The sequence below is a fragment of the Streptomyces noursei genome (assembly GCF_016917755.1).
GTDB classification, from domain to species: domain Bacteria; phylum Actinomycetota; class Actinomycetes; order Streptomycetales; family Streptomycetaceae; genus Streptomyces; species Streptomyces yunnanensis.
In genome coordinates this window covers 6,434,085-6,460,333 of the sequence record NZ_CP070326.1, presented here as the reverse complement: position 1 = coordinate 6,460,333, position 26,249 = coordinate 6,434,085, and the positions used below count along the sequence as shown (strand labels likewise).

Annotated in this window: 27 protein-coding genes and 1 pseudogene; 17 read left to right on the top strand and 11 right to left on the bottom strand. The window is 73.2% G+C overall.

Annotation, left to right across the window (positions count from 1 at the left end):
- Positions 1 to 135 precede the first annotated feature (135 nt).
- Positions 136 to 1,392, top strand: coding sequence for an SLC13 family permease (locus tag JNO44_RS28365; protein ID WP_205370665.1), 1,257 nt, complete (start codon positions 136 to 138; stop codon positions 1,390 to 1,392).
- Positions 1,393 to 1,397: 5 nt separating this feature from the next.
- Positions 1,398 to 1,880, top strand: coding sequence for a universal stress protein (locus JNO44_RS28360; protein WP_205366631.1), 483 nt, complete (start codon positions 1,398 to 1,400; stop codon positions 1,878 to 1,880).
- 608 nt (positions 1,881 to 2,488) lie between these two features.
- Here JNO44_RS28360 and JNO44_RS28355 read toward each other — a convergent pair.
- Positions 2,489 to 3,448, bottom strand: a complete 960-nt coding sequence (locus JNO44_RS28355) for a LysR family transcriptional regulator (protein WP_039632852.1) — start codon at positions 3,446 to 3,448, stop codon at positions 2,489 to 2,491.
- 243 nt (positions 3,449 to 3,691) lie between these two features.
- On the opposite strand from JNO44_RS28355, the gene snpA reads away from it, so the two are divergent.
- On the top strand, positions 3,692 to 4,354 hold the full coding sequence (gene snpA / locus JNO44_RS28350) for a snapalysin (protein ID WP_067347024.1): 663 nt from the start codon (positions 3,692 to 3,694) through the stop codon (positions 4,352 to 4,354).
- 230 nt (positions 4,355 to 4,584) lie between these two features.
- Here the strand turns inward: snpA and crcB are convergent, their stop codons facing one another.
- From crcB to JNO44_RS28335, 3 genes are read right to left on the bottom strand one after another with little or no spacing between them, the layout of a single operon-like run.
- Positions 4,585 to 4,959, bottom strand: a complete 375-nt coding sequence (gene crcB / locus JNO44_RS28345; protein ID WP_205366630.1) for a fluoride efflux transporter CrcB — start codon at positions 4,957 to 4,959, stop codon at positions 4,585 to 4,587.
- Positions 4,956 to 5,357, bottom strand: a complete 402-nt coding sequence (locus JNO44_RS28340) for a DUF190 domain-containing protein (protein WP_067347028.1) — start codon at positions 5,355 to 5,357, stop codon at positions 4,956 to 4,958. Before JNO44_RS28340 ends, crcB begins: the two co-directional genes overlap by 4 nt.
- Complete coding sequence (locus JNO44_RS28335) at positions 5,354 to 5,791, bottom strand: fluoride efflux transporter FluC (RefSeq protein WP_205366629.1); 438 nt, start codon at positions 5,789 to 5,791, stop codon at positions 5,354 to 5,356. Before JNO44_RS28335 ends, JNO44_RS28340 begins: the two co-directional genes overlap by 4 nt.
- Positions 5,792 to 5,965: 174 nt before the next feature.
- Between JNO44_RS28335 and JNO44_RS28330 the strand changes: the two genes are divergently transcribed.
- Together JNO44_RS28330 and JNO44_RS28325 are read left to right on the top strand one after the other, a co-directional pair.
- Positions 5,966 to 6,718 carry a FadR/GntR family transcriptional regulator gene (locus JNO44_RS28330; RefSeq protein ID WP_205366628.1) on the top strand — a complete coding sequence of 251 codons (753 nt, stop codon included), beginning with the start codon at positions 5,966 to 5,968 and terminating at the stop codon, positions 6,716 to 6,718.
- Positions 6,715 to 7,992 carry a CynX/NimT family MFS transporter gene (locus JNO44_RS28325; protein ID WP_205366627.1) on the top strand — a complete coding sequence of 426 codons (1,278 nt, stop codon included), beginning with the start codon at positions 6,715 to 6,717 and terminating at the stop codon, positions 7,990 to 7,992. The genes JNO44_RS28330 and JNO44_RS28325 overlap by 4 nt, the downstream gene beginning before the upstream one ends.
- A 40-nt stretch (positions 7,993 to 8,032) precedes the next feature.
- Here JNO44_RS28325 and corA read toward each other — a convergent pair whose 3' ends face one another.
- Together corA and JNO44_RS28315 are read right to left on the bottom strand one after the other, a co-directional pair.
- A complete protein-coding gene (corA, locus tag JNO44_RS28320) occupies positions 8,033 to 9,118 on the bottom strand; it encodes a magnesium/cobalt transporter CorA (RefSeq protein ID WP_205370664.1) in 1,086 nt (361 codons plus the stop codon).
- A gap of 139 nt (positions 9,119 to 9,257) precedes the next feature.
- On the bottom strand, positions 9,258 to 10,793 hold the full coding sequence (locus tag JNO44_RS28315; RefSeq protein WP_205366626.1) for an MFS transporter: 1,536 nt from the start codon (positions 10,791 to 10,793) through the stop codon (positions 9,258 to 9,260).
- Between the two features lie 152 nt (positions 10,794 to 10,945).
- Here JNO44_RS28315 and JNO44_RS28310 point away from each other — a divergent pair.
- The 4 genes and pseudogenes from JNO44_RS28310 to JNO44_RS28295 all read left to right on the top strand — a co-directional run bounded on the left by JNO44_RS28310 (position 10,946) and on the right by JNO44_RS28295 (position 15,919).
- Positions 10,946 to 11,972: pseudogene (locus tag JNO44_RS28310) on the top strand (helix-turn-helix transcriptional regulator).
- 85 nt (positions 11,973 to 12,057) lie between these two features.
- Positions 12,058 to 14,334, top strand: a complete 2,277-nt coding sequence (locus JNO44_RS28305) for a heavy metal translocating P-type ATPase (RefSeq protein WP_205366625.1) — start codon at positions 12,058 to 12,060, stop codon at positions 14,332 to 14,334.
- 170 nt (positions 14,335 to 14,504) lie between these two features.
- Positions 14,505 to 15,443: a beta-ketoacyl-ACP synthase III gene (locus tag JNO44_RS28300; RefSeq protein WP_205366624.1), complete on the top strand. Its 939-nt coding sequence runs from the start codon at positions 14,505 to 14,507 to the stop codon at positions 15,441 to 15,443.
- A 68-nt stretch (positions 15,444 to 15,511) separates the two neighbouring features.
- Complete coding sequence (locus JNO44_RS28295) at positions 15,512 to 15,919, top strand: VOC family protein (RefSeq protein WP_205366623.1); 408 nt, start codon at positions 15,512 to 15,514, stop codon at positions 15,917 to 15,919.
- Positions 15,920 to 15,944: 25 nt separating this feature from the next.
- Here JNO44_RS28295 and JNO44_RS28290 read toward each other — a convergent pair whose 3' ends face one another.
- The 3 genes from JNO44_RS28290 to JNO44_RS28280 form a co-directional block, all read right to left on the bottom strand.
- Entirely contained in the window at positions 15,945 to 16,178 is a 234-nt protein-coding gene (locus JNO44_RS28290) for a hypothetical protein (protein ID WP_067347041.1), read from the bottom strand.
- Positions 16,179 to 16,278: 100 nt separating this feature from the next.
- Positions 16,279 to 17,196, bottom strand: a complete 918-nt coding sequence (locus JNO44_RS28285; protein WP_205366622.1) for a glutaminase — start codon at positions 17,194 to 17,196, stop codon at positions 16,279 to 16,281.
- Positions 17,197 to 17,206: 10 nt separating this feature from the next.
- Complete coding sequence (locus JNO44_RS28280) at positions 17,207 to 17,989, bottom strand: helix-turn-helix domain-containing protein (RefSeq protein WP_205366621.1); 783 nt, start codon at positions 17,987 to 17,989, stop codon at positions 17,207 to 17,209.
- 122 nt (positions 17,990 to 18,111) lie between these two features.
- On the opposite strand from JNO44_RS28280, the gene JNO44_RS28275 reads away from it, so the two are divergent.
- A complete protein-coding gene (locus JNO44_RS28275) occupies positions 18,112 to 18,345 on the top strand; it encodes a hypothetical protein (RefSeq protein ID WP_205366620.1) in 234 nt (77 codons plus the stop codon).
- Positions 18,346 to 18,403: 58 nt separating this feature from the next.
- A complete protein-coding gene (locus tag JNO44_RS28270) occupies positions 18,404 to 19,309 on the top strand; it encodes a 1-aminocyclopropane-1-carboxylate deaminase/D-cysteine desulfhydrase (protein WP_240167687.1) in 906 nt (301 codons plus the stop codon).
- A 52-nt stretch (positions 19,310 to 19,361) separates the two neighbouring features.
- On the opposite strand, the gene JNO44_RS28265 is transcribed toward JNO44_RS28270, so the two are convergent.
- Positions 19,362 to 20,963 (bottom strand): Na+/H+ antiporter, encoded by a 1,602-nt coding sequence (locus tag JNO44_RS28265; protein WP_205366618.1) that lies wholly within the window; start codon positions 20,961 to 20,963, stop codon positions 19,362 to 19,364.
- A 60-nt stretch (positions 20,964 to 21,023) separates the two neighbouring features.
- On the opposite strand from JNO44_RS28265, the gene JNO44_RS28260 reads away from it, so the two are divergent.
- The 4 genes from JNO44_RS28260 (at position 21,024) to JNO44_RS28245 (ending at position 23,566) form a co-directional block, all read left to right on the top strand.
- Positions 21,024 to 21,284 (top strand): UBP-type zinc finger domain-containing protein, encoded by a 261-nt coding sequence (locus JNO44_RS28260; protein ID WP_205366617.1) that lies wholly within the window; start codon positions 21,024 to 21,026, stop codon positions 21,282 to 21,284.
- 64 nt (positions 21,285 to 21,348) lie between these two features.
- A complete protein-coding gene (locus JNO44_RS28255; RefSeq protein WP_205366616.1) occupies positions 21,349 to 21,837 on the top strand; it encodes a GNAT family N-acetyltransferase in 489 nt (162 codons plus the stop codon).
- 306 nt (positions 21,838 to 22,143) lie between these two features.
- The gene (locus JNO44_RS28250) at positions 22,144 to 22,557 is read left to right on the top strand and encodes an ATP-binding protein (protein WP_039632890.1); all 414 of its coding nucleotides are present in this window, start codon (positions 22,144 to 22,146) and stop codon (positions 22,555 to 22,557) included.
- Between the two features lie 43 nt (positions 22,558 to 22,600).
- Positions 22,601 to 23,566, top strand: coding sequence for an RNA polymerase sigma factor SigF (locus JNO44_RS28245; protein ID WP_205370662.1), 966 nt, complete (start codon positions 22,601 to 22,603; stop codon positions 23,564 to 23,566).
- Between the two features lie 405 nt (positions 23,567 to 23,971).
- Here JNO44_RS28245 and JNO44_RS28240 read toward each other — a convergent pair whose 3' ends face one another.
- Positions 23,972 to 24,433 carry a hypothetical protein gene (locus JNO44_RS28240; RefSeq protein ID WP_205366615.1) on the bottom strand — a complete coding sequence of 154 codons (462 nt, stop codon included), beginning with the start codon at positions 24,431 to 24,433 and terminating at the stop codon, positions 23,972 to 23,974.
- A gap of 95 nt (positions 24,434 to 24,528) precedes the next feature.
- Here JNO44_RS28240 and JNO44_RS28235 point away from each other — a divergent pair, with 95 nt between their 5' ends.
- Together JNO44_RS28235 and JNO44_RS28230 are read left to right on the top strand one after the other, a co-directional pair.
- Positions 24,529 to 25,512 (top strand): diacylglycerol/lipid kinase family protein, encoded by a 984-nt coding sequence (locus tag JNO44_RS28235; RefSeq protein ID WP_205366614.1) that lies wholly within the window; start codon positions 24,529 to 24,531, stop codon positions 25,510 to 25,512.
- 320 nt (positions 25,513 to 25,832) lie between these two features.
- Positions 25,833 to 26,090: a WhiB family transcriptional regulator gene (locus JNO44_RS28230; RefSeq protein WP_003983230.1), complete on the top strand. Its 258-nt coding sequence runs from the start codon at positions 25,833 to 25,835 to the stop codon at positions 26,088 to 26,090.
- Positions 26,091 to 26,249 lie beyond the last annotated feature (159 nt).

Sequence of the window (26,249 nt, the reverse complement as noted above, 5' to 3'; positions counted from 1 at the left end):
AATGCTCAGCTAGTTTAATGTTCTACTATTTGCCAGGGTTGCGGCGTGTTCCCCACGAACGCGACGTGCTCGACGCCAGCCGCCGCCGATCCGGCGCGACCTTTCACCACCGGCATCCTCCGAAAGGCTCCGACCCTGAACACCGCACTCGCAGAAGCCCTCTCTGTCGCCCTGCTCCTGGCGGTGCTGGCCTGCGCGGTGATCCGGCCGTGGGGCTGGCCGGAAGCGGTCGTGGCCGTCCCCGCCGCCGGAGTGGTCATCGCCACCGGCGCGATCTCCCTGGACCACGCGGCAGCCGAGGCAGTCCGGCTGGGCCCGGTGATCGGCTTCCTCGCGGCCGTCCTGGTCCTGGCTCAGCTCTGCGACGACGAAGGGCTGTTCCACGCCTGCGGCGCGTGGATGGCCCGCAGGGCGGCCGGCCGCCCCCGTCGCCTGCTGGTGCTGGTGTTCGTGATCGCCTCGCTGATCACCGCGGTGCTCAGCCTGGACGCCACGGTGGTGCTGCTGACCCCGGTGGTGTTCGCCACCGCCGCCCGACTGGGCGCCCGCGCCAAACCGCACGTGTACGCCTGCACCCACCTCTCCAACACCGCCTCGCTGCTGCTGCCCGTCTCCAATCTCACCAACCTGCTGGCTTTCGCCGCCAGCGGCCTGAGCTTCACCCGCTTCGCCGCCCTGATGGCGCTGCCCTGGCTGGTCGCGATCGGTGCCGAGTACGTCGTCATCCGCCGCTTCTTCGCCGCCGACCTGGACGCCGGCGCCCAGACCCCGCCCACCGACGAACCCCGCGAACTGCCGCTGTTCGCCCTGATCACCGTGGCGGGCACCCTGGCGGGCTTCGTCCTGACCTCGGCGGTCGGCATCAACCCGGCCTGGGCCGCCGCCGCGGGCGCTGCAGTTCTGGCGGCCCGCGCGCTGGCCCGGCGCCGCACCACCCCCACCGCGATCGTCCGGTCCGCGGCCCTGCCGTTCTGCGCCTTCGTCCTGGCCCTGGGCATCGTGGTCCGGGCCGTGGTCGACAACGGACTGGCCGACGCGCTGGGCCACCTGGTACCCGGCGGCACAAGCCTCCCGGCCCTCCTCGCCATCGCGGCCCTGGCAGCCGTACTGGCCAACATCATCAACAACCTGCCCGCCGTCCTGGTCCTGCTCCCCCTGACCGCCCCCACCGGCCCCGGCGCCGTCCTGGCCGTCCTCCTCGGGGTCAACATCGGCCCGAACCTCACCTACGCCGGCTCGCTGGCCACCCTGCTGTGGCGGCGCATCGTGCGCGAACACGACACCGACGTGGCCCTGGGCGAGTTCACCCGACTCGGCCTGCTCGCCGTACCGGCCGCCCTCCTGCTCGCGGTGGTGGCACTGTGGACCTCACTCCACACGATCGGAGGCTGAACACCGTGACCGTCATCGTCTGGATCGTGGAGGGCACCTGGCCCGCCTGCGTCGACGCCGCACGCGCCCACACGCCCGCGGACGCCGACACGGTGCTGCTCCACGTCACCGGCCACGAGGTACCGGACGCCGCACACGGCGCCTACGCCGGACTGCTGGGCCGCGCTCGCCCCGACCGCGACCCCGGCACCGCAGTGGAACACCTGGCCGCCGCCTCCGCCGAACAACTCCTGGCCAGCGCGGCCACGCGACTGGGACGCCCCTGCACCCGGCAGGAACGCTCCGGCCGAGCCGAACACGAGGTCGTGGCCGCCGCAGAAGGCGCCGACCTGCTCATCCTCGCCCGCGACGGCGACCGCACCCACCTCGGCCCCCGCAGCCTCGCCCCCACCAGCCGCTTCGTCATCGACCACGCCCCCTGCCCCGTCCTCCTCGTCTGGCCGGAGACCGCGCCCAGCACCGCCACCATCCCTCCACACCACCGCTAGTACTCCAGCTAGTACTCCAGCTGGTAGAAGACGTCGCCCGAGCTGGTTCTCCTCTTGTTGCTCGTCGTCCCATCCCATGGCGGACTCGATCGGGCTGGTGAGCTGCTTCGCCTCCTCGGCCAGGGCGTCGGACGACGCCGACCGATGACCGCGGCTACGCCGCGGATGACACAACGTTGCTCATCTACGACTGGTTCATCGACGGCACAGGGGCCGACGGCAACCGGCGCACTCGCGCCGCCCCAGTCCGCACACAGTCCGCGGGACACCCGATCGAGACCGCCGCACCCCGTCGCCAGCAATCAGCAAAAGGCCAGGTCGGTGACCTGCGGCAACCATCACCGCAGGTCACCGACCCACCCCGTTACTCGGAGACGAGGAAGGGCTGAGCCCGGGTCATCCCCTTCGGCCGGCGGTCCTCCCGACCGCCTGGTCCCCTGACCGCACCCGTTCCGCGAACCGCCGCAACCCGGCGACCCTGGCGGGCCGGGTGCTGTCGTTTGCAGTGATGTGCGGTCGTTTGCGCAAGGGCGCCGCCTTCGCGGGCGGGGGGGCGGATCCGCCGGTCACGGGTGGGTGATAGCCCTGCCCTATAAGCCCCTGACGCCCTAGTGGCCGGGCGCCAGCACGCCGCCGTGCCGGACCAGCCAGTCGTGGTACGCCTCGCTGGCCCAGGCGATCTCCGTGTACGCGGCGGTCAGGTCGGCGAACAGCTCGTCGGCGGAGGCGGCCGGCGGGCCGTCCGCCCGGCAGGCCATGAAGAGCCGGACCGCCAGCGGGTCACAGTGCAGCGGGCGGATGGCCATGCCGGGGCGTGAGCGGGCGGTGGGCTGGCAGGGGGTGACCACCTCGCCGGCGATGACGAGGTCCACGGCGGTGAGGTAATCGCCGTGCACCACCCGGGGGTTGATGCCGGCCGCCGACCAGATCCGGCGCAGTCCGGCCCACTCGCCGTCCACCGTCGGATCGACCATCCACTGGTCGGTGGCCAGGTCGGCGACCCGGACGACGGTCCGCCCGGCCGCCGGGTGGCTCTCCGCGAGGGCGATGAACTGTGGTTCCCTGGCGAGGAGTTCGCGCTCCACCAGGCCGTCGGGGACGCGCAGCGGGGCGCCCTCGACCTCGTGCACGAAGGCCGCGTCGAGCTGCCCCATCGCCACCATGTGCAGCAGGGCGTTGGCGGACACATCGGTACGTATCGTGGTGTCGGTCTCCGGCAGTCGGGCGCGCAGCCGGCGCAACCAGCCGGCGACGGCGGGGCTGTTGGTGCTGCCGATCCGCAGCCGGGTGCCTTCCTCCCTGACCGAGACCGAGGCGATGTCCTCGACAAGCGCGCGCATCTCGGCCACTATCGGCCGGGCGCGACAGAGCACGGAATGCCCGAGCGGGGTGGGCCGGCTACCGGTCGGCTCCCGGAAGAAGAGCTGGCCGCCGAGGGCCTTCTCGATGCGGTGGAGCTGGGTCGTCAAGGAAGGCTGCGTCATCCCCAGCTGTCGGGCCGCCTTGCGCACGCTGCCGGTGTCGGCGATGGCGCACAGGGCGCGAAGATGCCTTACCTCAAGCTCCACGCCCGGAGCATAAACGCGCAGGCGCGGCTCACACCAGACTCTCAGGGCGGTCCGAACTCCGGGGCTTCACCAGCACGTTGGCCCATGGCCATCAAGGGTATTGACTCGCGCTATCGCCACCTGGCATCTCCGCCCCACGGGTGAACTCCGTCCACACTCAACGGCACCAAGAAATCCGCAGGGCCCCGGCCGCCGCCCCACACGGCGGCCGTACGGCCTCTCGGAAATTAAGGAGCCCCCCACATGAGATCTCCCAAGACGGCGCTGTCGGCTGCGCTCGGTCTGGGCCTCGCCGCCGCGTTCGCCGCGGCCGCCCCGGTGTCGGCGACTTCCCCCGCCGCGCACCCCGCCTCCCACCACAGCACCCCCGCCTCGATCGCCGCCTACACCGGTTCGGCGGCCGAGAAGGCGGACACCAAGGCGTTCTTCCAGGCCGTCATGAAGTCGGCCCAGGCCAAGCTGAAGGCCAACCCGCACCTGAAGTCGGTCACCGTCACCTACGACGCGAGCGCCGCTCCGACCTTCGCGAACGAGATATCCCAGAGCGCCTCGATCTGGAACAGCGCGGTGCAGAACGTCAAGCTGCAATCGGGCAGCGGCGGCGACTTCCAGTACAAGGAGGGCAACGACCCGCGCGGTTCGTACGCCAGCACCGACGGCCACGGCAAGGGCTTCGTCTTCATCGACTACAGCCAGGCCCAGCAGTACAACCGCACCCGCATCGTGGCGCACGAGACCGGCCACGTGCTGGGCCTGCCGGACCACTACGAGGGTCCGTGCAGCGAGCTGATGTCCGGTGGCGGGCCCGGCCCGTCCTGCCAGAACACCCAGCCGGACGCCAACGAGCGCGCCCAGGTCGACCAGCTCTGGGCGAACGGCCTGGCCGGGATCCGCTTCGGCGGCTGACCCACCCGGCCGTCCCTGGACGCGGCACGGCGGTCGGTCCGCCGTCCCCCGGCCGGGCTGACGGCGGTCGGGAGGACGACGGGCCCGGGCTGACGGGGCCGGTACCTGGCGGCCGGCTCCGTACCCCCCACCAGCCCTCGCATTCCGTACGTCCACCCACGCGGTGGGGCTCCTCGTCGAGCCCCACCGCTTCCGTGTGCGCGGGCAGTTGGGCGGACCGGCGCCCGGGGTCAGGACCACAGGGCGTGAGCGAGGGCCATCCCGGCGCCGGCGGCGGTCAGTCCGGCCGCCAGGCTCAGCACGATGTTGAGCGCGGCGTACCGGCGCGCCCCGTCGGTGGCCAGCCGCAGGGTCTCGTAGGAGAACGTCGAATAGGTCGTCAGCGCCCCGCACAGGCCGGTGCCGAGCAGCAGTTGGGTGTGCGACCCGGCGGCGCCGGTGGCGACCGCGCCGGTCAGCAGGCCGAGGATCAGGCTGCCGACGGCGTTGACGGTCCACGTCCCCCAGGGGAAGACGGTGTCGTGCCGGGCCTGGACGAAGCGGTCGGTGAGGAAGCGCAGCGGTGCCCCGACCATGGCACCGGCCACCACCAGCAGCCAGTTCACCCGTGTGTGCCCTCCCCGCCGGCGGTCCCGTCCGCCCGGCCCCGGAACGCGATCATCTCGCACGGGTCGAGGGTCACCAGGCCCCCGCCCGCCAGGAGTTCGGTCAGCTGCGGCAGGAACGCCCGCACCCGCTCCTCGGTGTCCACCACGACCACCGCCACCGGCAGTTCCTCGCTGAGCGACAGCAGCCGCTGGGTGTGGATCAGTGAGGTCGCCCCGAAGCCCTCGACGCCGCGGAAGGCGCTCGCCCCGGCGAGGCCCGCGGCGCGGGCGCGGTGCACGATCTCCGCGTAGAGCGGCCGGTGGTGCCAGGCGTCCTGCTCGCCGACGACGACGGTCAGCCGCAGCGCCGGGCTCCCGACCGAAGGCGCCGGACCGGGCGCCGCGTGGTCCGTCATGCCGGTCGCCGCCGCAGTCCGAGGAGCGCCCGGGTGGTGGCGCCGGCCAGCGCCACCGCGGACAGCGCGGCGAGCAGGGTGCCGGCGAGGTAGGCCAGGGCGAGCGGCAGCCGCCCGGCGGCTGCCAGGCGCCCGATGTCCACCGCGTAGGTGGAGAAGGTGGTGAAGCCGCCGAGGATGCCGGTGCCCAGGAACGGGCGGAGCAGCCGGTGGCCCGTCCACACCTCGGTGATCAGCACCATCAGGATGCCCATCAGCGCGCAGCCGACCACGTTGACCACGAGGGTGGTCCAGGGGAAGGCGGCCTCGGGGGTCGGCCAGAGCAGGCCGGCGGCGTAGCGGGCCGTGGCGCCGAGGGCACCGCCGACGGCCACCGCGCCGATCACCGGCCACTCGCCCTGCCAGGGCAACGGCCGGGGGGCTCGCTCGTCCATGGGTCCGTGGGTCTCCCTGTCTGTGTCCGGCGGGCCACCGCCGCCCCCAGGTTAAGCCTGATCATTTGACACCGCTAAACATGGGATGTTCCCATCACCGGTGGAATCGGATGCCCTGAAGCCGGGCATCCGCCGTGAGCGGACCCGCGGAACGCGGACGAGAGGACGACGCCGATGCCGCTGCGCAGCACCGCCCGCACCAGCCTCGTCGAGCTGGTCATCGAGCAGATGGAGCGGCTGATCGCCGACGGCGAGTGGCCGGTCGGCGCGAAGATCCCGGCCGAGCCGGTGCTCGTGGAGCAGCTGGACGTCGGCCGGAACACCGTCCGCGAGGCGGTCCGGGCCCTGGTGCACACCGGAATGCTGGAGCCGCGGCAGGGCGACGGGACCTACGTCCGCGCCCGCAGCGGTTTCGGTGCGGCCGTCCAGCGCCGACTGCGCCGGGCCGCCAACTTGGAGGCGTACGAGGTCCGTTCCTGCCTGGAGCGGGACGCCGCGCGGTATGCGGCCGAGCGCCGCACGGACGAGGACCTGGCCGCGCTGCGGGAGGCGCTGGCGGTGCGCGGCCGGGCCTGGGAGGCCGGCGACGTGCCCCGGTTCGTGGAGGCGGACGTGCGCTTCCACCGGGCGGTCGCGGCGGCGGCGCACAACAGCCTGCTGGCCGAGCTGTACGAGCAGTTCAGCGACGCCCTGCGGGAGGCGCTGGCGGCCGTGGTCGACACCCCACTGCTGCCCGACGCGGTCCGCCACCAGTTCGACGCGCACGCCGCGATCGTCGACGCCATCGAGGCCCGCGACCCGGACGCCGCCGAGCGGGCCGCGCTGGCGCACCTCGCGGAGGCCGCCGACGCCCTCCGCGAGCCGCCGACGCGACCGGCGGACGGCCCGGACAGTAACGACGCGACACAGGAGGAACCCCGGTCATGAGTCAAGGACCGGCATCGGTCATACCGGAGGCCCGGCCGCAGCCGGCCGGCGGGACGACGTCCCCGGCCGGGGACACCCCCGCACCCGCCGGCGCCACCGGCCGGCGCGCCCTCCACCTCGGCGCCGGCGTCGTCCTGTTGGCGCTGAACCTGCGCCCGGCGCTGGTCGCGGTCTCCCCGCTGGCCGACACCGTCCGCGCCGACAGCGGGATGTCGGCGGCCGCCACCAGCCTGCTGACCGCGCTGCCGCTGCTCTGCTTCGGGCTGCTGGCGCCGGTGGCGCCGCGGCTGGGCCGGCGCTTCGGCACGGAGCGGTCGCTGCTCGGCACCATGGTGCTGATCTGCCTGGGCACCGGGCTGCGGCTGCTGGACTCGGTGGTGGCGCTGTTCGCCGGGACCGTCGTGATCGGCGCCGGCATCGCCGTCGCCAACGTCCTGCTGCCCGGCCTGATCAAGCGGGACTTCCCGGCGAAGGCGGGCCTGATGACCGGGCTCTACTCGATGTCGCTGTTCGGCGGCGCGGCACTGGCGGCCGGCGTCACCGTCCCGGTGCAGCAGGCCGCCGGGCTCTCCTGGCAGGCCACGCTGGCCTGTTGGGGCGCGCTGGCGGTACTCGCGCTGGTCGTCTGGCTGCCGCAGGTCCGCTCCCGCGCCGCGGCGACGGAGGCCGCCGCCCGGCAGGCCGCCCACCCCGTCCGCGGTCTGTGGCGCTCCCCGCTGGCCTGGCAGGTCACCGCCTACATGGGGCTCCAGTCGCTGAGCTACTACGCGGCCGCCGCCTGGTTGCCGACGATCCTCAAGGACGCCGGGATGAGCGCGGGCGACGCCGGCTGGATGCTGTCGTTCTCCTCGCTGTTGGGGATCGCGGGCTCGTTCCTGGCGCCGGTGATCGTCGGCCGCCGGCTGCGGGCGGGGACGCTGGCCGCGCTGGGCGCGGTGCTGTGCGCGGCGGGCTTCGCCGGGATCTGGGCGGCGCCGGTCGGCGGCACGTACCTGTGGATGACGTTGCTGGGCCTGGGCCAGGGTGCGGCGATCAGCCTGGCGCTGCTGTTCATCGTCCAGCGCGCCCCGGACGCCCGGCGCACCGCCCAACTCTCCAGCATGGCCCAGTGCTTCGGATACGTCCTGGCCGCCACCGGCCCGGCGGTGCTGGGCGCCGTCCACGACGCCTCGGGCACCTGGGCGGTGCCGTTGGCGGTGCTGCTGGTGCTGTTGGTGCCGCAGGTGGCGGCGGGGTTCGGGGCCGCCCGGCCGGGGCACGTCGGGGGTCGGTGAGCGCCCGTCACGGCGGCCCGCGTCCGGCCCCGTAACGGCGTTACAGCCAGCCGTTCCGCTTGAATCCGCGGTGCATCAGCCCGCAGATCGCCACCATCACGACCATCACCAGTGGATAGCCGAAGGTCCAGCTCTTCTCCGGCATGTACTCGAAGTTCATGCCGTAGACGCCGGTGACCATGGTGGGGACGGCCAGGATCGCCGCCCAGGCGGACATCCGGCGCATCGCGTCGTTCTGGGCGTTGGCGACCTGGGCGAGATGTGCCTGGAGTATCGAGTTGAGCAGTTCGTCGAAGCCGGTGATCCGCTCGCGGACCTGGTCGAGGTGGTCCGCGACGTCCCGGAAGTAGGTCTTGATCCGGGGGTCGATGAACTGCAGCGAACGGGTCGCCAGCTCCTGGAGGGGACGGTCCAGCGGGGTCACCGCCCGCTTGAATTCCAGCAGTTCGCGCTTGAGCTGGTAGATCCGGTCGGCGCCGCGGCTGCCGCGGACCGAGAAGACCTCGCTCTCGACGTCGTCGATGTCGTCCTGGACGGCGGCGGCGACGTCGAGGTAGTCGTCCACGACGAGGTCGGCGATGGCGTGCAGCACCGCGGACGGGCCGAGCGCGAGCTGCTCCGGGTCGCGCTCCAGCTGCTCGCGCAGCGGGCCCAGCGAACCGTGGCCGCCGTGCCGCACCGTGATCACGAAGTCGACGCCGGTGAAGACCATGATCTCGCCGGTGTCGACGACCTCGCTGGTGTCGGTGAGCTGGTCGTGTTCGACGTAGCGGACGGTCTTGAAGACGGTGAACAGCGAGTCGTCGTAGTGCTCCAGCTTGGGGCGCTGGTGGGCGTGGACGGCGTCCTCGACGGCGAGCGGGTGCAGCCCGAACAGCTCGACGATGCCGGCGAACTCCACCTCGGACGGCTCGTGCAGACCGATCCACACAAAGCCGTCACCGGTCTCCCGGACCTGCCGGATCGCCTCCTGCGCCGGCTGGTGGCCGTCCTGGCGCGCGCCCGCCACATAGACCGCGCAGTTCACCACGGCCGTACCGAGCGGCGAGCGGGCCGGGTGGCTGAGGTCCACCCCGCCCTGGCGCGGCTGCGGCAGCCGGGCGGCTTTGCGGAGGTTGCTGATCATCGACACCCGGCAAGTATCGCCCGTGGGGGCGCGCGGGGGGTACGGCCGGGGCTCGATTTTGCGGACTCCGCACCCTGTCGTGGGCCGCGCCGTGCCGTCCGTTTGCCCGCACGCCCCGGGCGTGCGCCCCGCGTGTCCGTCAGGGAACGAGCGCCGGCTGGTCGACCGCGACCGGGTCGGGCGCCGCCTCGGCGGGCGTCCCCGGCTCCTCCTGGGTCGGGCCGCCGGCACGGGCCCGCCGGGGCAGCCGGAACAGCAGGCCGAGGACGAGCACCAGCCCGCCGGCGATCCACCACAGGGCGTGCGTGGTGGCGGCCACGAAGCCCGCGCGTCCCGGCCCGTCCACCGCGCCGAAGAACGCCACCGACGACAGCGCCAGGCCCAGCGCCATGCCCACCTGGCCGGTGGTGTTGAAGATGCCGGAAGCCGAGCCGGAGTGCCGGACCGGCACCTCGGAGAGCACCGCGTCGGTGATCGGCGCGACGATCAGCCCCATGCCGGCGCCCATCAGGACCATTGCCGGGGCCATCTGCCAGGACTGCATGGCGGTGCCGTAGTGGTCGGCCTGCCAGAGGTAGAGCAGGGCGCCGACGAGCATGATCAGCGCACCGGCCTGGAGCACCGCGCGGCCGAACCGGGGCACCAGCTTCTGCACCGACAGGCCGGCCGCGGCGGAGCAGGCCAGCGAGAACGGCAGACCGGTCAGCCCCGCGTGCAGCGGCCCCCAGCCCAGCCCGAGCTGCATGTAGAGCGTCCAGATGAGGAAGAACAGTCCGCTGACCGCGCCGAAGAGGAGCTGGACGCCGACGCCCGCCGCGAAGGTCGTGATCCGGAACAGCGAGAGCTCGACCAGCGGCGAGCCGTCCTTGCGGGCCTTGTGCCGCTCGTAGCGGACGAAGCCGGCGAGGACCAGCGGCCCGGCCGCCATGGCGACGAAGCCCCAGACGGGCCAGCCGGCCTCGCGGCCGTGGGTGAGCGGGTAGAGCACCAGCAGCAGGCCGACGGTGAGCAGCGCGGTGCCGACCAGGTCGAGGCGGAGCGCGGTGTCCGACCGGGACTCGGTGAGGAAGCGGCGGCCGAGCAGGATCCCGACCAGGCCGACCGGGAGGTTGATCAGGAAGATCGGCCGCCACTCCAGGCCGAAGAGGTTCCCCTGGGTGAGCAGGGCGCCGATCAGCGGGCCGCAGACCGCGCCCAGGCCGACCACCGCGCCGAACATCCCGAAGACCTTGCCGCGCTCGTGGGCCGGGAAGCTGACGTGGATGATCGCCAGCACCTGCGGCACCATCAGCGCCGCCATCGCGCCCTGGAGCACCCGCGCGGCGACCAGCATCGCCGGGTCCGCGGCCAGGCCGCACAGTGCCGAGGCGACGGTGAAGCCGCCCATGCCGAGCAGGAAGAGCTTCTTGCGGCCGTGGATGTCGCCGAGCCGGCCGCCGGTGATCAGGCCGATGGCGAAGGCCAGCGCGTATCCGGCGGTGATCCACTGCAGGGCGCCGAAGTCTGCACCGGTGTCCTGCTGGATGTTGGGCAGGGCGATGTTGACGATCGTCGCGTCGACCAAATCCATGAAGCTGGCCGTCAGGACGACGGCGAGGGCTATCCACCGTCTGCGGTCGGCGGACGCGGGCGCGTCGCCCACCGGTGCGGCGGGGGTCGGATCGGACGGGGACATGCGGGAACTCCTGGTGGTGCCGTGGACGAGCGGAAGGGGGACGTCCGGGGCGGCACGCGCTGCGCTGACGGCGCGCACCGCCCCGGACGTCCCCGACACTAGGCACCGTCTAGGACAACTCCCGTCCTACTCCCTCGGCCATCATCGTCCCCATGAGTGAGACATCGGCACGTCTGCTGAACCTGCTGTCGCTGCTCCAGACGCCCCGCGAATGGCCGGGGCGGGAGCTCGCCGACCGGCTGCGGGTGACCACCCGGACCATCCGCCGCGACATCGAGCGGCTGCGCGAGCTGGGCTATCCGGTGCACGCCACGATGGGCGCCGAGGGCGGCTACCGGCTGGCCGCGGGCACCGCCATGCCGCCGCTGCTGCTGGACGACGAGGAGGCGGTGGCCATCGCGGTGGGCCTGCGCTCGACGGCCGGGCACACCATCGCGGGCATCGAGGAGGCGTCGGTCCGGGCGCTGGCCAAACTGGAGCAGGTGCTGCCGGCCCGGCTGCGGCGGCGGGTGGCCACGCTGGGCACGGCGACCGTCCCGATGCCGGCCGGCGACGGCCCCACCGTCGACCCGGAGCACCTGGCGGTGCTGGCCGCGGCGATCGCCAACCACGAGCGGGTGCGCTTCCGCTACCGCGCCGGCGCGGGCGACCTCAGCCGGCGCCTGGTGGAGCCGCACCGGCTGGTGGCGGCGGGCCGCCGCTGGTACCTGGTGGCGTTCGACAACGACCGCGACGACTGGCGGATCTTCCGGGTGGACCGGCTGAGCGAGCCGTTCGCCACCGGTGCGCGGACCGCGCCGCGCGAGCTGCCGGCCGCCGACGCCGGGGCGTACGTCCGGGAGCGGATGCGCGGCATGGCGGCGACCTATCGGGCGGTGGCGACGGTCCACGGGCCGGCCGAGGAGGTGGCGGCCCGGCTCGGCGGCCCGGCTCGGCGGCCCGGCGGCGGGCCGGGTCGAGCCGCTCGACGAGGGCAGCTGCCGCTGGCACAGCGCACCCGACTCGCTGGAGTGGCTGGCGCTGCGGCTGGCGCTGCTGGGCCGGGAGTTCACCGTGCACGAGCCGGCCGAGCTGGCCGGATATGTGCGCGAGATGGGTGGCCGGATGACGCGGGCGGGCGGCGCCACCGAGACGGAAGCCACGCCGGAATCCCCTTCCGGAAATACCCCAGGGGGGTAAAGTGTCGATGGGGTCGGCGGAGGGTGGACGGGACGCCGGCCGCCACCGGTGCCGCACGGCCCCGCGAACAGGAGGAGCAGCCGTCATGACCACCGCGATCGATGGGCCCGTAGTCGAGCTGGAGATCGGCGGTATGACCTGCGCCTCGTGCGCGGCCCGCATCGAGAAGAAGCTCAACCGCATGGACGGGGTCACCGCCACCGTCAACTACGCCACCGAGAAGGCGCAGGTGACGCTCGCGGAGGACAGCGGCGTGGGCACCGCCGACCTGATCGCCACCGTGGAGAAGACCGGCTACACCGCCGCGGTCCCCGCGCCGCCCGCCCCAAAACCGCCCGCCGACGGCGCCGAGCGCGGCCCGGCCGCGGAGGAGGCCGACGGCCCGCTCGCCGCGCTGCGGCAGCGGCTGCTCGTCTCCCTGGCGCTCTCCGTGCCGGTGATCCTGATGGCGATGGTCCCGGCGCTCCAGTTCACCAACTGGCAGTGGCTGTCGCTGACCCTGGCCGCCCCCGTGGTGGCCTACGGGGCGTGGCCGTTCCACCGGGCCGCCTGGACCAACCTGCGGCACGGGGCGGCCACCATGGACACCCTGATCTCCATGGGCACCCTCGCCGCCTTCGGCTGGTCGCTGTGGGCGCTGTTCTTCGGTACGGCCGGGATGCCCGGCATGACCCACCCCTTCGAGCTGACCATCGCCCGCACCGACGGCAGCGGCGCCATCTACCTGGAGGCCGCGGCCGGCGTCACCACCTTCATCCTGGCCGGCCGGTACTTCGAGGCCCGCGCCAAGCGGAAGGCCGGCGCGGCCCTGCGGGCCCTGCTCGAACTGGGTGCCAAGGACGTCGCGGTGCTCCGCGCCGGCAAGGAGGTCCGGGTCCCCGTCGGCGAGCTGCGGGTGGGCGACCGGTTCGTGGTCCGGCCCGGCGAGAAGATCGCCACCGACGGCCGGGTGGCGGAGGGCTCCTCCGCCGTGGACGCCTCGATGCTCACCGGCGAGTCCGTCCCCGTGGAGGTCGCCCCCGGCGACACCGTCACCGGCGCCACCGTCAACGCGGGCGGCCGGCTGGTCGTCGAGGCCACCCGGATCGGCGCGGACACCCAGCTCGCCCGGATGGCCAGGCTGGTGGAGGACGCCCAGAACGGCAAGGCGGCGGCCCAGCGGCTCGCCGACCGGATCTCCGCCGTCTTCGTCCCGATCGTCATCGCGCTGGCCCTGGCCACCCTCGGCTTCTGGCTCGGCACCGGCCACGGCGCGGTCGCCGCGTTCACCGCCGCGGTCGCGGTGCTGATCATCGCCTGCCCGTGCGCGCTGGGCCTGGCGACGCCGACCGCGCTGATGGTCGGCACCGGCCGCGGCGCCCAGCTCGGCATCCTGCTCAAGGGGCCGGAGGTGCTGGAGACCACCCGCGCCGTCGACACCGTCGTCCTGGACAAGACCGGCACCGTCACCACCGGCGTGATGACCCTGACCGGCGTCCACCTCGCCGACGGGGTGACCCGCGCGCAGGCGCTGCGGCTGGCCGGCGCCCTGGAGCACTCCTCCGAGCACCCCATCGCCCGCGCCCTGGCCACCGCCGCCCAGGAGGCCGAGCCGACCGGCACCCTGCCGGCACCCGAGGGCTTCACCAACGTCCCCGGCCTCGGCGTCCGCGGCTCCGTCGAGGGACACTCCGTCCTGGTCGGCCGGGAACGACTGCTCAACGACCGCGGCCAGCAGCTGCCGCCCGCGCTGGCCGCCGCCAAGGACGCGGCCGAGCGGGCCGGGCACACCGCGGTCGTGGTCGGCTGGGACGGCGCGGCCCGCGCCGTGCTGGTGGTCTCCGACGCGGTCAAGCCCACCAGCGCCGAGGCGGTCCGCCGGCTGCGCGCGCTGGGCCTGACCCCGGTCCTGCTGACCGGCGACAACCGGGCGGTCGCCGAGTCGGTCGCCGCGGAGGTCGGCATCGACGAGGTGATCGCCGAGGTCCTGCCCGAGGACAAGGTGGCCGTCGTCGAGCGCCTCCAGGCCGAGGGCCGCTCGGTCGCCATGGTCGGCGACGGCGTCAACGACGCCGCGGCGCTGGCCCGCGCCGACCTCGGTCTGGCGATGGGCACCGGCACCGACGCCGCCATCGAGGCCGGCGACCTCACCCTCGTCCGCGGCGATCTGCGCGCCGCGGCGGACGCCATCCGGCTCGCCCGGGCCACCCTCGGCACCATCCGCGCCAACCTCTTCTGGGCGTTCGGCTACAACGTCGCCGCACTTCCGCTGGCCGCGGCGGGCCTGCTCAACCCCATGATCGCCGGCGCCGCGATGGCCTTCTCCTCGGTCTTCGTGGTCGGCAACAGCCTGCGCCTGCGGCGGTTCCGCGCCCTGGCGTGAGCCCCCGCGGCCCGTCCCGGCCCCGGCCGCGCACCGCGCCGCCGGGGCCGGGTCGCGTCGGAAGCCTCCAGTTCTCGGCGCCGAACGTTGGCGGTTCGCACATCCTTCCGGCGCCGGCGAGCGGCGAGACTGTGCGGGTACCGCCCGCTCCACGTACCGCAGGGGACCTCATGATCGGGTCGCGCATCCTGGCCCTCGGCCACTACCAGCCCTCCCGTGTGCTGACCAACGACGAGCTCGCCGGAATGGTCGACACCGACGACGCCTGGATCCGCAGCCGCGTCGGCATCCGCACCCGGCACGTCGCGGCGCCGGAGGAGACGGTGGACGCGATGGCCGCCGCGGCCGCCGAGAAGGCCCTGGCCGCCGCCGGCCTGGCCACCAAGGACATCGACCTGGTGCTGGTCGCCACCTGCACCGCCACCGACCGCAGCCCCAACACCGCGGCCCGGGTCGCGGCCCGCCTGGGCCTGGCCGCGCCGGCCACGATGGACATCAACGTCGTCTGTGCTGGCTTCACCCACGCGCTGGCCACCGCCGACCACGCGATCCGAGCCGGCTCGGCGACGAACGCCCTGGTCATCGGCGCGGAGAAGTTCACCGACGTGGTGGACTGGACGGACCGCTCCACCTGCGTCCTGGTCGGCGACGGCGCCGCGGCCGCGGTGGTCACCGCCTCCCCCGAGCCCGGCATCAGCCCGGTGCTGTGGGGGTCGGTCCCGGAGATGGGCAACGCCGTCCGCATCGAGGGCACCCCGGCCCGCTTCTCCCAGGAGGGCCAGACCGTCTACCGCTGGGCGACCACCCGGCTCCCGGCCATCGCCCGCAAGGTCTGCGACCGGGCCGGCCTGCGCCCCGAGGAGCTGGCCGGCGTCGTCCTCCACCAGGCCAACCTGCGGATCATCGAGCCGGTCGCGGAGCGCATCGGCGCGGTCAACGCCGTCGTCGCCCGGGACGTCGTCGACTCCGGCAACACCTCGGCCGCCTCGGTCCCGCTCGCCCTGGCCAAGCTGGTCGAGCGCCGCGAGGTCCCGGCCGGCGCCCCGGTGCTGCTCTTCGCCTTCGGCGGCAACCTCTCCTACGCCGGCCAGGTCGTCCACATCCCCTGACGGCCCCGGCCCGGCGGCGTCCGATTTCTTCAAGACGGCGCCCCGCCGCCGCTCCTACGCTCGCGGCCATGAACACCCCACCCGTAGTACCCCGCCTCGACGCGATCGGCCTGGTGGTGGCCGACATGGCCGCTTCCCTGGCGTTCTACCGCCGGCTCGGCCTCACCGTCCCCGACGGCAGCGACACCGCCCCGCACGCCGAGGCACCGCTCCCCGGCGGCCTCCGCCTGATGTGGGACACCCACGAGACCGCCCGCTCACTCGACCCCGACTGGGCGCCGCTTCCGGCCGGCGCCCCCACCGGCCTGGCCTTCGCCTGCGCGGACGCCGCCCACGTCGACGCCGTGTACAGGGACCTCACCGCCGCCGGCTACCGGGGTGGGAAGGCACCCTGGGACGCCGACTGGGGCCAGCGCTACGCCGTCGTCCAGGACCCGGACGGCCACGGGGTGGACCTCTTCGCCCCGCTGTCCTAGGGCCGGGCCCGGCCGGCCGTCCCGGTCATTCGGTGTCCTGCGGATGCTCCTCCAGGTACATCACGCCGCAGGTGCGGCAGAACGGCTGCGCCTCGGCCGTCCCCCACTTGCCGGCCGATTGGGTGACGGCGGCCGGGGCCAGCGGCTGGCCGCACATCGCGATGGTCGCGCCCACCCTGGTCATGTGCCACTTCTTGACCGGCGTGTCCTCGTGCGGCAGCACGCCCTCCGCATACTCCGCGCGCATCTCATGCTCCATGGCAGGTGCACCTCCTACCGCCCACCATGCGCCGCCGCTCCCGACCCCACAACGCCAGCCCACCCGGCCGGGCGGCCATCGGCCCGCCCGGGGGCCCGCCCTAGAAGACCGACCAGCCGGTGAGCGTGGTGAACTGGTCGAGCGCCGCCATCCCGGCCACGGAGTTGCCCCGCGCGTCCAACCCCGGGCTCCACACGCACAGCGTGCACCGCCCCGGCACCACGGCCACGATGCCGCCGCCCACCCCGCTCTTCGCCGGCAGACCCACCCGGTAGGCGAACTCCCCGGCGGCGTCGTACGTGCCGCAGGTCAGCATCACCGCGTTGATGCGCTTGGCCTCGCGCGCCTCCAGCAGCCGGCTCCCGTCGGCCCGCAGCCCGTGCCGGGCCAGGAACCCGCCGGCCACCGCCAGGTCCCGGCAGGACATCTCGATCGAGCACTGCCAGAAGTAGTGCTCGATGACGCTCGGCACGGGGTTCTCCAGATTCCCGAACGACGCCATGAAGTGCGCCAGGGCCGCGTTGCGGTCCCCGTGGTCGGCCTCGGAACCGGCCACCGCCTGGTCGAACGCCAGCTCCGCATTGCCGCTCTCGGCCTGGAGGAACTCCAGCATCGAGGTGCTGGCGTCACCGGTCATGGTCAGCAGGCGGTCCGTCACCACCAGCGCGCCCGCGTTGATGAAAGGATTCCTCGGAATCCCGTTCTCCCACTCCAGCTGCACCAGGGAGTTGAACGGCGTCCCCGAGGGCTCCCGCCCGACCCGCTGCCAGATGTCGTCGTCCCCATGGGACCCGGCCATCACCAGCGCCAGCGAGAACGCCTTGGAGATCGACTGCACGGAGAACGGGACCTGCCAGTCACCGGTCCCGTACACCTCGCCGTTGATGTCCGCTATCGCGATCCCGAAGCGGTCCGGGGACACCTCCGCCAACGCCGGAATGTAGTCGGCGACGTGCCCGCGCCCCACGAACGGCCTCGCATAGGCCGCTACCTCTTCAAGAACGGCCTGGTAGTCCATACCGGACACGCTAACCCGCGCCGAGGACCGCTCCCATCGCGGCCCCCGCAAGTGACTTCACCTCGCGCGCCAAATGGGCCTGGTCCGCGTATCCGGCGCGCGCCGCGACCTCGGCGTACGGGACGCCGGCGCGGGCCAGATCCAGCGCCCGCACCAGCCGCAGCACCCGGCTCAGCGTCTTCGGTCCGTACCCGAACACCGCCAGGCTGTGCCGGTGCAGCTGCCGTTCGCCCAGCCCGGCCAGCCGGGCGGCCTCCGCCACCGGCCGGCCGCGCCCGAGCGCGGTCACCAACGCCGCGGTCCGCCCGTCCCGCCCGGGCAGCTCACCGCGCGCACCGGCCCCGGCGGCCCACCGCCCGGCCGCCCGCAACCGGTCCCGCGCGACCTCCTCCAGCACCGCCCCCGGGCCGTCGACCGCCGCCTGCTCCGCCAGTTCGCGGGCCCGCCGGGCGCCCCACAGGTCCTCCAACGGCACCCGCCGGTCGCGCAGTTCATGGGCCGGCACCCCGAAGACCGCCGGCCCCTGCCCCGGCGCGAACCGCAGCCCCACCCAGCGCGTGCCGTCCGGCACCGCGGCGTCCACGCGCTGCGGCCCGGTGTCCGGCCCGGCCACCAGCAGCCGCCCCGCGCTCCAGATCAGGTCCGTGCACCCGTCGGGCAGCACCGGCCCCGCCCCGGGCAGCGTGGTGGTGCTCCACAGCACCGCCCCCGGCAGCCGCGACGCCCGCTCCCGATAAGTCCCCCGGACGGTCCGGCCGGAGTCCGCCCCCGCTGCACCAACCGGCTCACCCATGTCGCGCTCCTCGCCCACATCCCCCAGCCTGGCACGGGAACCGTTCGGCCGTCCCCGCCGTTGATCCCTTACGAAACCGACACCGACCGGGTCGCACCGGCCCGTACGCCAGGGAGGCAGCAATGTCAGGGTTTCTCGACCGCGCCAAGGAGCAGGCCAAGCAGGGGCTGGCCCAGGGCAAGCAGAAGGTCGACGAGTTGCAGCAGCAGCGCGCGGGCAACGACCTCCTGAGGAAGCTCGGCGCGGCCTATTACGCGGAGCGCCGCGGCAGTGGCACCCCCGATGCCACCCAGAGCGCCCTCACCGCCCTCGAAGCCCACATCAGCGCCCACGGCGACGGCTTCCTGCAGGGCTGACGCCACACCACTACCGCACCCCCGTCCCCCTTCCCCTCCCCATCCCCTCCCCGCTCCCGTGACCAGCCCCGATCCCCAGGCCCTCCGCCCCCGCCTCCCCTCCCCCCTCCAGCCCGTCGACGACGAGCGGTTCACCCGCCACGGCGTCCGGCTGGTGCTCAAGCGCGACGACCTCATCCACCCCGCCCTGCCGGGCAACAAGTGGCGCAAGCTGGCCCCCAACCTCCGAGCCGCGACCGAGGCCGGCGACCGTGCGCTGCTCACCTTCGGCGGCGCGTACTCCAACCACCTGCGCGCCACGGCCGCCGCGGGCCGGCTGCTCGGCTTCACGACCATCGGCGTGGTCCGCGGCGACGAGCTCGCCGGCGCCCCGCTCAACTGGTCCCTGGCGCGCTGCGCCGCCGACGGGATGGAACTGCACTTCGTCGACCGCGCGACCTACCGCCGCGCGTCCGACCCGGAGGTGCTCGCCGCCCTCCACGAGCGGTTCGGCGCCTTCCGCCTCATACCCGAGGGCGGCAGCAACGCCCTCGCCGCACAGGGCTGCACGGAGTTGGGCCGGGAGCTGCGCGGGCAGGCCGACACGGTCGCGGTGGCCTGCGGCACCGGCGGCACCTTGGCCGGGCTCGCCGCCGGCCTCGGCCCCGGCCAGCGCGCGCTGGGCATACCGGTCCTCAAGGGCGGCAGCCCGCACTTCCTCCACGGGACGGTCGCCGACCTCCAGCGCGCGGCCTTCGGCGACGTCCGCGGCGACTGGACGCTGGCGGAGGACTTCCACTGCGGCGGCTACGCCCGCCGCACCCCCGAACTCGACGCGTTCGCCGACGCCTTCGAGGAGCGGCACGGCCTGCCCGTCGAACGGGTCTACGTCGCCAAGCTGCTGCTCGCCCTGGCCACCCTGGCCGAGCGGGGCGCCTTCCCGCCCGGCAGCACCGTCGCCGCCGTCGTCACCGGCACTGCCTGAGGCCCGCCCGACGGGGCCCGGCCGACTCGCCGACAGGCCCCAGCCCGCGGCCTCAGCCCTCGGCCTCCCGGTAGGCCGCCGCCTCCTCCAGGTCCAGCCGCCGCAGCAGCGTCCGCATCATCTCGTCGTCGATGCGCCGGGCGTCCCGCAGCTCGACGAAGACCCGCCGCTCGGTCTCGATCATCTCCCGGGCCAGTCGCCGGTAGGTGTCGTCGGCGGACTCCCCGGTCAGCTCGTTGACGGCGCCCAGCCGCTCCCAGACCGCGTTGCGGCGGCGTTCCATGACCGTGCGCAACCGGTCGGCCAGTGGCCCCGGCAGGGCGTTCCGCTCGTCCTGGAGCAGGGCGTCGAGCCGGGCCTCGGCGGCCCGCGACGCCTCGTTCTGGGCCTGCGCTTCGGCCAGCGTCTCGGCCTGGGCGTCGCGGCCGGGCAGCCGCAGCGCCCGGATCAGCGGCGGCAGCGTCAGCCCCTGGACGACCAGCGTGCCGATGACGGTGGTGAAGGTCAGGAACAGCACGAGGTTGCGGGCCGGGAAGGGGCCGCCGTCCAGGACCGTCGCGGGGATGGAGAAGGCGATGGCCAGCGAGACCACCCCGCGCATCCCGGCCCAGCCGACGATGACCGGCGCGTTCCAGGTGGTGTCCGGTTCGCGGGTCCGGATCCGGTCCGACAGCAGCCGCGGCAGGTACGTCGCGGGGAAGACCCACAGATAGCGCGCCAGCACCACGGCGCCGAACACCACCGCCGCGTACCCGAGGGCCTGGGCCGTGCTGAACTCCCCCAGGCCGCGCAGCACGACCGGCAGTTGGAGTCCGATCAGCGCGAAGACCGCGGACTCCAGCACGAAGGAGACCATCTTCCAGACCGCCTCCTCCTGGAGCCGGGTCTCGAAGTCGACCTGCCAGGAGCGGTGGCCCAGGTAGAGGCCGACGACCACGACGGCCAGCACCCCGGAGGCCCCGACCTGTTCGGCCGCGGCGTACGCGGTGAACGGGATGAGCAGGGAGAGGGTGTTCTCCAGGAGCGGCGATTCCCGCAGCCGGCAGCGCAGCCAGTGCAGCGGCATCATCAGCACCAGGCCGATCCCGATGCCGCCCAGGGACGCCACGGCGAACTCCCGGAGGCCGGCGCCCCAGGAGGCGCTGGCTCCCACGGCGGCGCCCAACGCCACCTTGTACGCGGTGATCGCGGTGGCGTCGTTGACCAGCGACTCGCCCTGGAGGATCGTCGTGATCCGGTGCGGCAGGCCCAGTCTGCGGGCGATCGCGGTGGCCGCGACGGCGTCCGGCGGGGCGACGACGGCGCCCAGGACCAGCGCGGCGGTCAGCGGCAGGTCCGGGATGACCAGGTACGCCACGTACCCGACGGCCAGCGTCGCGAACAGCACATAGCCGATGGAGAGCAGCGCCACCGGCCGCAGATTGGCCCGCAGGTCCAGGTAGGAGCTGTCCAGGGCGGCGGTGTGCAGCAGCGGGGGCAGCAGGAGCGGCAGCACGATGTGCGGGTTGAGGGTGTAGTCCGGGATGCCGGGGATGTAGGAGGCCCCGAGCCCCACGGCGACCAGCAGCAGCGGCGCCGGCACCGGGGTGCGCCGCGCCAGCCCGGCGACCCCCGCGCTGCCCGCGACCAGCAGCAACAGCGGCATCACGTCCACGCCCGCACCGTCCCCACGCTCATCCCCCACCGGCCGTCCCGGCGATCTAACCTGGCCATCATGAGCGAGTGCACGCATGTTCCCGAATTCCCGCGCGCCGAACCGGTGCCGCTGAGCGAGACCTGCCTGGAGTGCCTGGCCGTCGGCAGCCACCCGGTGCAACTGCGGCTCTGCCTGCAATGCGGGCACGTCGGCTGCTGCGACTCCTCGCCCTACCGCCACGCCACCGGGCACTTCAAGGAGACCGGCCACCCGGTGATGCGGTCGTTCGAACCGGGCGCCTCGTGGCGCTGGTGCTTCGTCGACGAGGTCCTGGTCTGAGCCCGGCCGGGGCGTGCGGCGGACCCCCTCAGGGCGTTCCGGGGCGCCGGTCTAGCCTTGCGGCATGATCCGCGAAGCGCTGCCCGACGATGTCCCCGTCATCCTCGCCATGATCGGCGAACTGGCCGCCTACGAGCGCGTCCCCGAGGCCGCGCGGGCCACCGAACCGCAGCTGAAGGAGGCGCTGTTCGGTCCGCAGCCGGCCGCCTTCGCGCTGATCGCCGAGGACGCCGGGGAGCCGGTCGGCTTCGCCCTGTGGTTCCGGAACTTCTCGACGTGGACGGGCACGCACGGTGTCTACCTGGAGGACCTGTACGTCCGCCCCGAGGCGCGCGGCGGCGGTCACGGCAAGGCATTGCTGGCGGCCCTCGCACAGATCTGCGTGGCCCGCGGCTACGAACGTTTCGAGTGGTCGGTCCTCGATTGGAACGAACCGACCATTGGTTTTTACCGATCCATCGGCGCCGAGCCCATGGACGAATGGACGGTCTTCCGGCTCACTGGAGATGCGCTGCACTCACTGGCGGGTACCGCACCTGCCAACGGAGCGTAATCAGCCTCGATTTGGCGCCCCAGACCCCTACCACCGTCCGTGCCCGAGGTTTTACACTCTGTAACAGACGCTCCGCCGCGAGCCGTCCGTCGCCTTCCGGACGGCTGCCCTGCTCCTTCTGGGCGACACCGGCCCGCGGATCGCGATAGCGTCACAGCCGAACCACGAGCCGCGCCGGATCGTTCTCCTTAGCACCTGGCGGGAGAGCCGCCCGGCACGGATGCCCCGAAGTACGCGAAAACGCGAACCGCAAGAGCTTCATCACGCATTCCAGCTCTACCAGCTTGTGCCACCTTGGAGGTGAGGGTGTCCCAGATCGCAGGCGAGCCCGGGACTCAGGACTTCGTGGAAGTCCGTCTGCCCGCTGCGGGTGCCTACCTGTCCGTGCTGCGTACCGCCACGGCCGGGCTCGCAGCCCGCTTGGACTTCACCCTCGACGAAATCGAGGATCTGCGCATCGCGGTCGACGAAGCCTGCGCGATCCTGCTGCAACAGGCCGTCCCCGGCAGCGTGCTCAGCTGTGTCTTCCAGCTCATCGACGACGCGCTGCAGGTGACGGTGTCGGCCCCGACGACCGATGGCCGCGCTCCCGAGCGCGACACGTTCTCCTGGACGGTGCTCTCCGCACTGGCCGGCAAGGTCGACTCCACTGTCGCCGAGGACCGTACGGTCACCATCAGTCTGTACAAGGAGCGCGGCGCCGGTCCCGGACCGTCATGACCGAACAGGGGGCCCCGTGAAAGATCTCGAACGCGGCGCGAGGATGGCGGCGGGCGCGGTCATCCCCGGGCAGCATGCCCGGCCGCACCCGGTGGGAGCGGACGACCACGGCGGCCGGCTGGCCGCGGCGGAGCAGGCAGAGCGGGCGGACCACATGGACCACAGCGAGCAGCAGGGCCGACAGGCGGACCGGCAGGAAGCGCCGGCCACCGGCGGCCGGCCCCAGGAGCGGCATTCCCCGGCACCGGAGGATCCGCACGACCGCGGCGGCGCCCGGGCGATGTTCTACGAGCTGCGCAAGCTCCCGGACGGCTCCCCGGAGCGCGCGGAGCTGCGCAACACCCTCGTGCGCATGCACCTGCCGCTGGTCGAGCACCTGGCCCGGCGGTTCCGCAACCGCGGCGAACCGCTCGACGACCTGACCCAGGTCGCCACCATCGGCCTGATCAAGTCGGTCGACCGGTTCGACCCGGAGCGCGGGGTGGAGTTCTCCACGTACGCCACGCCCACCGTCGTCGGGGAGATCAAGCGGCACTTCCGCGACAAGGGCTGGGCGGTCCGGGTCCCGCGCCGTCTCCAGGAGCTGCGGCTGTCGCTGACCACGGCGACCGCCGAGCTGTCCCAGCGGCACGGCCGGGCGCCCACGGTCCACGAGCTGGCCGAGCACCTGGGGATCTCCGAGGAGGAGGTCCTGGAGGGCCTGGAGTCGGCGAACGCCTACAGCACCCTCTCGCTGGACGTCCCGGACACCGACGACGAGTCCCCGGCGGTCGCCGACACCCTCGGCGCGGAGGACGAGGCGCTGGAGGGTGTGGAGTACCGCGAGTCCCTCAAGCCACTGCTGGAGGACCTGCCGCCGCGCGAGAAGAAGATCCTGCTGCTGCGGTTCTTCGGCAACATGACCCAGTCACAGATCGCCCAGGAGGTCGGCATCTCCCAGATGCACGTCTCCCGCCTGCTGGCCCGCACCCTGGCCCAACTGCGCGACAAGCTCCTCGTGGAGGAGTAACCGGCAACCACCGGCCCGGAACCCAGGCCCCGATCCCCCGGGGCCCTGGAACTCCGCATCCTCGACACCTGCGACCCCGTCGACCTCCGCACCCGCCGAACCCGGCGCCCCTCGGGCCCTTGGGCCGCCCCTCGATCCTCTCGGAATCCGCCTCGCGATCCGTCGAGCCCGGTCTCTCCCCCGGAAAATCCCGGTCGAGCCCGGTCCCTCCCCGAAAACCCCCGATCGAGCCCGACCGCTCCCCGAAAATCCCGATGGGGCGGGAATCTCACCCCGCCCCATCCCGTTGTGGCCCCGCAGGGGGCGCCGGCATCCCCTACGGGATCCGTTCGCCCCTCCCCTACGGGGCCTCGCGTCGTCTCGGGCCCCTCCGCCGCGGGCCCCGCGCGCTCCGCCGCTCGCGGGCTACGGCGCCTCGCGCGGACCGATGCCCAGCGCCTCGGTCGCCGTCGGATTGACCAGCAGGACGAGCACGACCAGTGCCGCCACCGCCAGCGCGGCCCCGGCGGCGATCAGCAGACCGCCGCCCTTGACGAGCGTCCAGGCGACCGGCAGCGCCACGATCTGGGTGATCAGCGACGGCCCCCGGCTCCACCGCCGACGCAGCCACAGCCCCCGCGCGGCGACCAGCGGCAGCACCGCCAGCGCCAGGATCGTCGCCCCGCCCATCTCCGCCTGCTGCGGACTGTCCGGCGCCCCGACCAGGCCGTTGATCAGCATGTACGCACCGAGGGCGGCCAGGGCCAGCCCCTCGATGCCGGTGAGCGCCGCGGCGGCGCTCAGCCGGGTGGGCCGCGGGCCGTCCGGCTCGGGCACCGCGGGGGTGCCCGCGACTCGCTTCGGGGACTGCTTCTGCTGACTGGTCACCTCAGCAGGGTAGCGTCGGGCCCCTGCCGGATCGGGCCCGCCCGCACCCTGGACAGGAGTGAGAGGAGTACCGGCAGGTAGGTACGCTGCTGCACATGCGCGCACTTCTCGTGGTCAATCCCGCAGCTACCACCACCAGTGCCCGCACCCGTGAGGTTCTCACCCACGCACTGGCCAGCGACCTCAAGCTGGAGGTCGCCGAGACGCAGTACCGCGGGCACGCCCGCGACCTGGCCCGGGAGGCCGCCGAGGGCGGGGAGACCGACCTGGTGGTGGCGCTCGGCGGCGACGGCACGGTCAACGAGGTCGTCAACGGCCTGCTGACGACCGGTCCCGACCCGGACTCGCACCCCCGGCTCGCGGTGGTCCCCGGCGGCTCCACCAACGTCTTCGCCCGGGCCCTGGGGCTGCCCAACGACGTCGTGGAGGCCACCGGCGCCCTGTTGGACGCGCTGCGCGACCGCAGCGAGCGCACGGTGGGTCTGGGCCTGGCCGCGGGCACGCCGGGCAGCCCGGACGAGGGGGTGCCGGCCCGTTGGTTCACGTTCTGCGCCGGCTTCGGCTTCGACGCGGGCGTGGTCGGCCGGGTCGAACAGCAGCGCGAGCGCGGCAAGCGGTCCACCCACGCGCTGTACGTGCGCCAGGTCGTCCGGCAGTTCATGGGCGAGGCCAATCGCCGGCGCGGCACCATCACGCTGGAGCGACCGGGCGGGGAGCCGGGCACCACGGAGGTCATCGAGAACCTCACGATGTCCATAATCTGCAACACCGCGCCCTGGTCCTACCTGGGCAATCGCCCGATCTACCCCTCCCCCGAGGCGTCCTTCGACACCGCCCTGGACCTCTTCGCGCTGGACAAGTTCTCGGTGCCCGCGGTGACCCGTTATGCGTCCCAACTCCTCACCTCCACACCGGATCGCGGCCCACGGGGCAAGCACGTTCTCTCACTCCACGACCTCACCGACTTCACCTTGCATTCGCAGGTTCCCCTGCCGTTTCAGATGGACGGTGACCACTTGGGACTGCGGACGAGTGTGACGTTCACAGGCGTTCGCCGTGCACTGCGTGTGATTGTGTGAGCAGTAGGGCCTAAAGTCCTTTCACTCGAACGTTTAGGCTGGCCTCCACCCCCTAGAATGACGGCTGTGAGCTAGGCGACACCAAGGAATCAAAAAAAAGTTTCCGGAAGGGGTTGTATCCGTCGCCGAGGTTTGCGAGTCTCTTCATGGCGATCGGGACGGCCGCTCTACCGGCCCCCTTGAGAGCCCGAATCCTCCTCCTCATCCCACAGGACCGCACCAGTCGTTGACTGGCCTCCGGCCCTTCCCTTGTGGAGGGATTCGTGAAAGCGTTCACATTCACAAGCAACGTTCCCGTCACACGAGGAGATGGAGCAGCCATGGACTGGCGTCACCGCGCCGTTTGCCGCGAAGAAGACCCCGAGCTCTTCTTCCCCATCGGCAACACCGGTCCCGCGCTGCTGCAGATCGAGGAAGCCAAGGCCGTCTGCCGCCGCTGCCCCGTCATGGAGCAGTGCCTGCAGTGGGCGCTTGAGTCCGGCCAGGACTCCGGCGTCTGGGGTGGTCTGAGCGAGGACGAGCGCCGCGCGATGAAGCGCCGTGCAGCTCGCAACCGGGCGCGCAACGCCAGCGCCTGAGCCAGCCTCCCCGTGGCCCCCGAGCCGCAGCGCGCAGTACCTTCGATGCCTACCCGGAGCTGAGACCCGGGCGTTATCGCATCGCTACAGCTTTGAGCCCCGGACCGATTTCGGTCCGGGGCTTGTTGCTGTTGGGGGGGCGGCCTTCCAGAGACCGGT

Excerpts from the sequence above, each read along its gene's own strand:
- JNO44_RS28330 (WP_205366628.1), top strand. The coding sequence starts at position 5,966 with ATGCCGCTGCGCAGCACCGCCCGCACCAGCCTCGTCGAGCTGGTCATC.
- JNO44_RS28245 (WP_205370662.1), top strand. The coding sequence starts at position 22,601 with ATGGCGGCGGGCGCGGTCATCCCCGGGCAGCATGCCCGGCCGCACCCG.
- JNO44_RS28290 (WP_067347041.1), bottom strand. The coding sequence starts at position 16,178 with ATGGAGCATGAGATGCGCGCGGAGTATGCGGAGGGCGTGCTGCCGCAC.
- corA (WP_205370664.1), bottom strand. The coding sequence starts at position 9,118 with ATGATCAGCAACCTCCGCAAAGCCGCCCGGCTGCCGCAGCCGCGCCAG.
- JNO44_RS28280 (WP_205366621.1), bottom strand. The coding sequence starts at position 17,989 with ATGGGTGAGCCGGTTGGTGCAGCGGGGGCGGACTCCGGCCGGACCGTC.
- JNO44_RS28260 (WP_205366617.1), top strand. The coding sequence starts at position 21,024 with ATGAGCGAGTGCACGCATGTTCCCGAATTCCCGCGCGCCGAACCGGTG.
- JNO44_RS28300 (WP_205366624.1), top strand. The coding sequence starts at position 14,505 with ATGATCGGGTCGCGCATCCTGGCCCTCGGCCACTACCAGCCCTCCCGT.
- JNO44_RS28255 (WP_205366616.1), top strand. The coding sequence starts at position 21,349 with ATGATCCGCGAAGCGCTGCCCGACGATGTCCCCGTCATCCTCGCCATG.
- JNO44_RS28275 (WP_205366620.1), top strand. The coding sequence starts at position 18,112 with ATGTCAGGGTTTCTCGACCGCGCCAAGGAGCAGGCCAAGCAGGGGCTG.
- JNO44_RS28315 (WP_205366626.1), bottom strand. The coding sequence starts at position 10,793 with ATGTCCCCGTCCGATCCGACCCCCGCCGCACCGGTGGGCGACGCGCCC.
- JNO44_RS28235 (WP_205366614.1), top strand. The coding sequence starts at position 24,529 with ATGCGCGCACTTCTCGTGGTCAATCCCGCAGCTACCACCACCAGTGCC.
- JNO44_RS28230 (WP_003983230.1), top strand. The coding sequence starts at position 25,833 with ATGGACTGGCGTCACCGCGCCGTTTGCCGCGAAGAAGACCCCGAGCTC.
- JNO44_RS28325 (WP_205366627.1), top strand. The coding sequence starts at position 6,715 with ATGAGTCAAGGACCGGCATCGGTCATACCGGAGGCCCGGCCGCAGCCG.
- JNO44_RS28335 (WP_205366629.1), bottom strand. The coding sequence starts at position 5,791 with ATGGACGAGCGAGCCCCCCGGCCGTTGCCCTGGCAGGGCGAGTGGCCG.
- JNO44_RS28285 (WP_205366622.1), bottom strand. The coding sequence starts at position 17,196 with ATGGACTACCAGGCCGTTCTTGAAGAGGTAGCGGCCTATGCGAGGCCG.
- JNO44_RS28340 (WP_067347028.1), bottom strand. The coding sequence starts at position 5,357 with ATGACGGACCACGCGGCGCCCGGTCCGGCGCCTTCGGTCGGGAGCCCG.
- snpA (WP_067347024.1), top strand. The coding sequence starts at position 3,692 with ATGAGATCTCCCAAGACGGCGCTGTCGGCTGCGCTCGGTCTGGGCCTC.
- JNO44_RS28295 (WP_205366623.1), top strand. The coding sequence starts at position 15,512 with ATGAACACCCCACCCGTAGTACCCCGCCTCGACGCGATCGGCCTGGTG.
- JNO44_RS28305 (WP_205366625.1), top strand. The coding sequence starts at position 12,058 with ATGACCACCGCGATCGATGGGCCCGTAGTCGAGCTGGAGATCGGCGGT.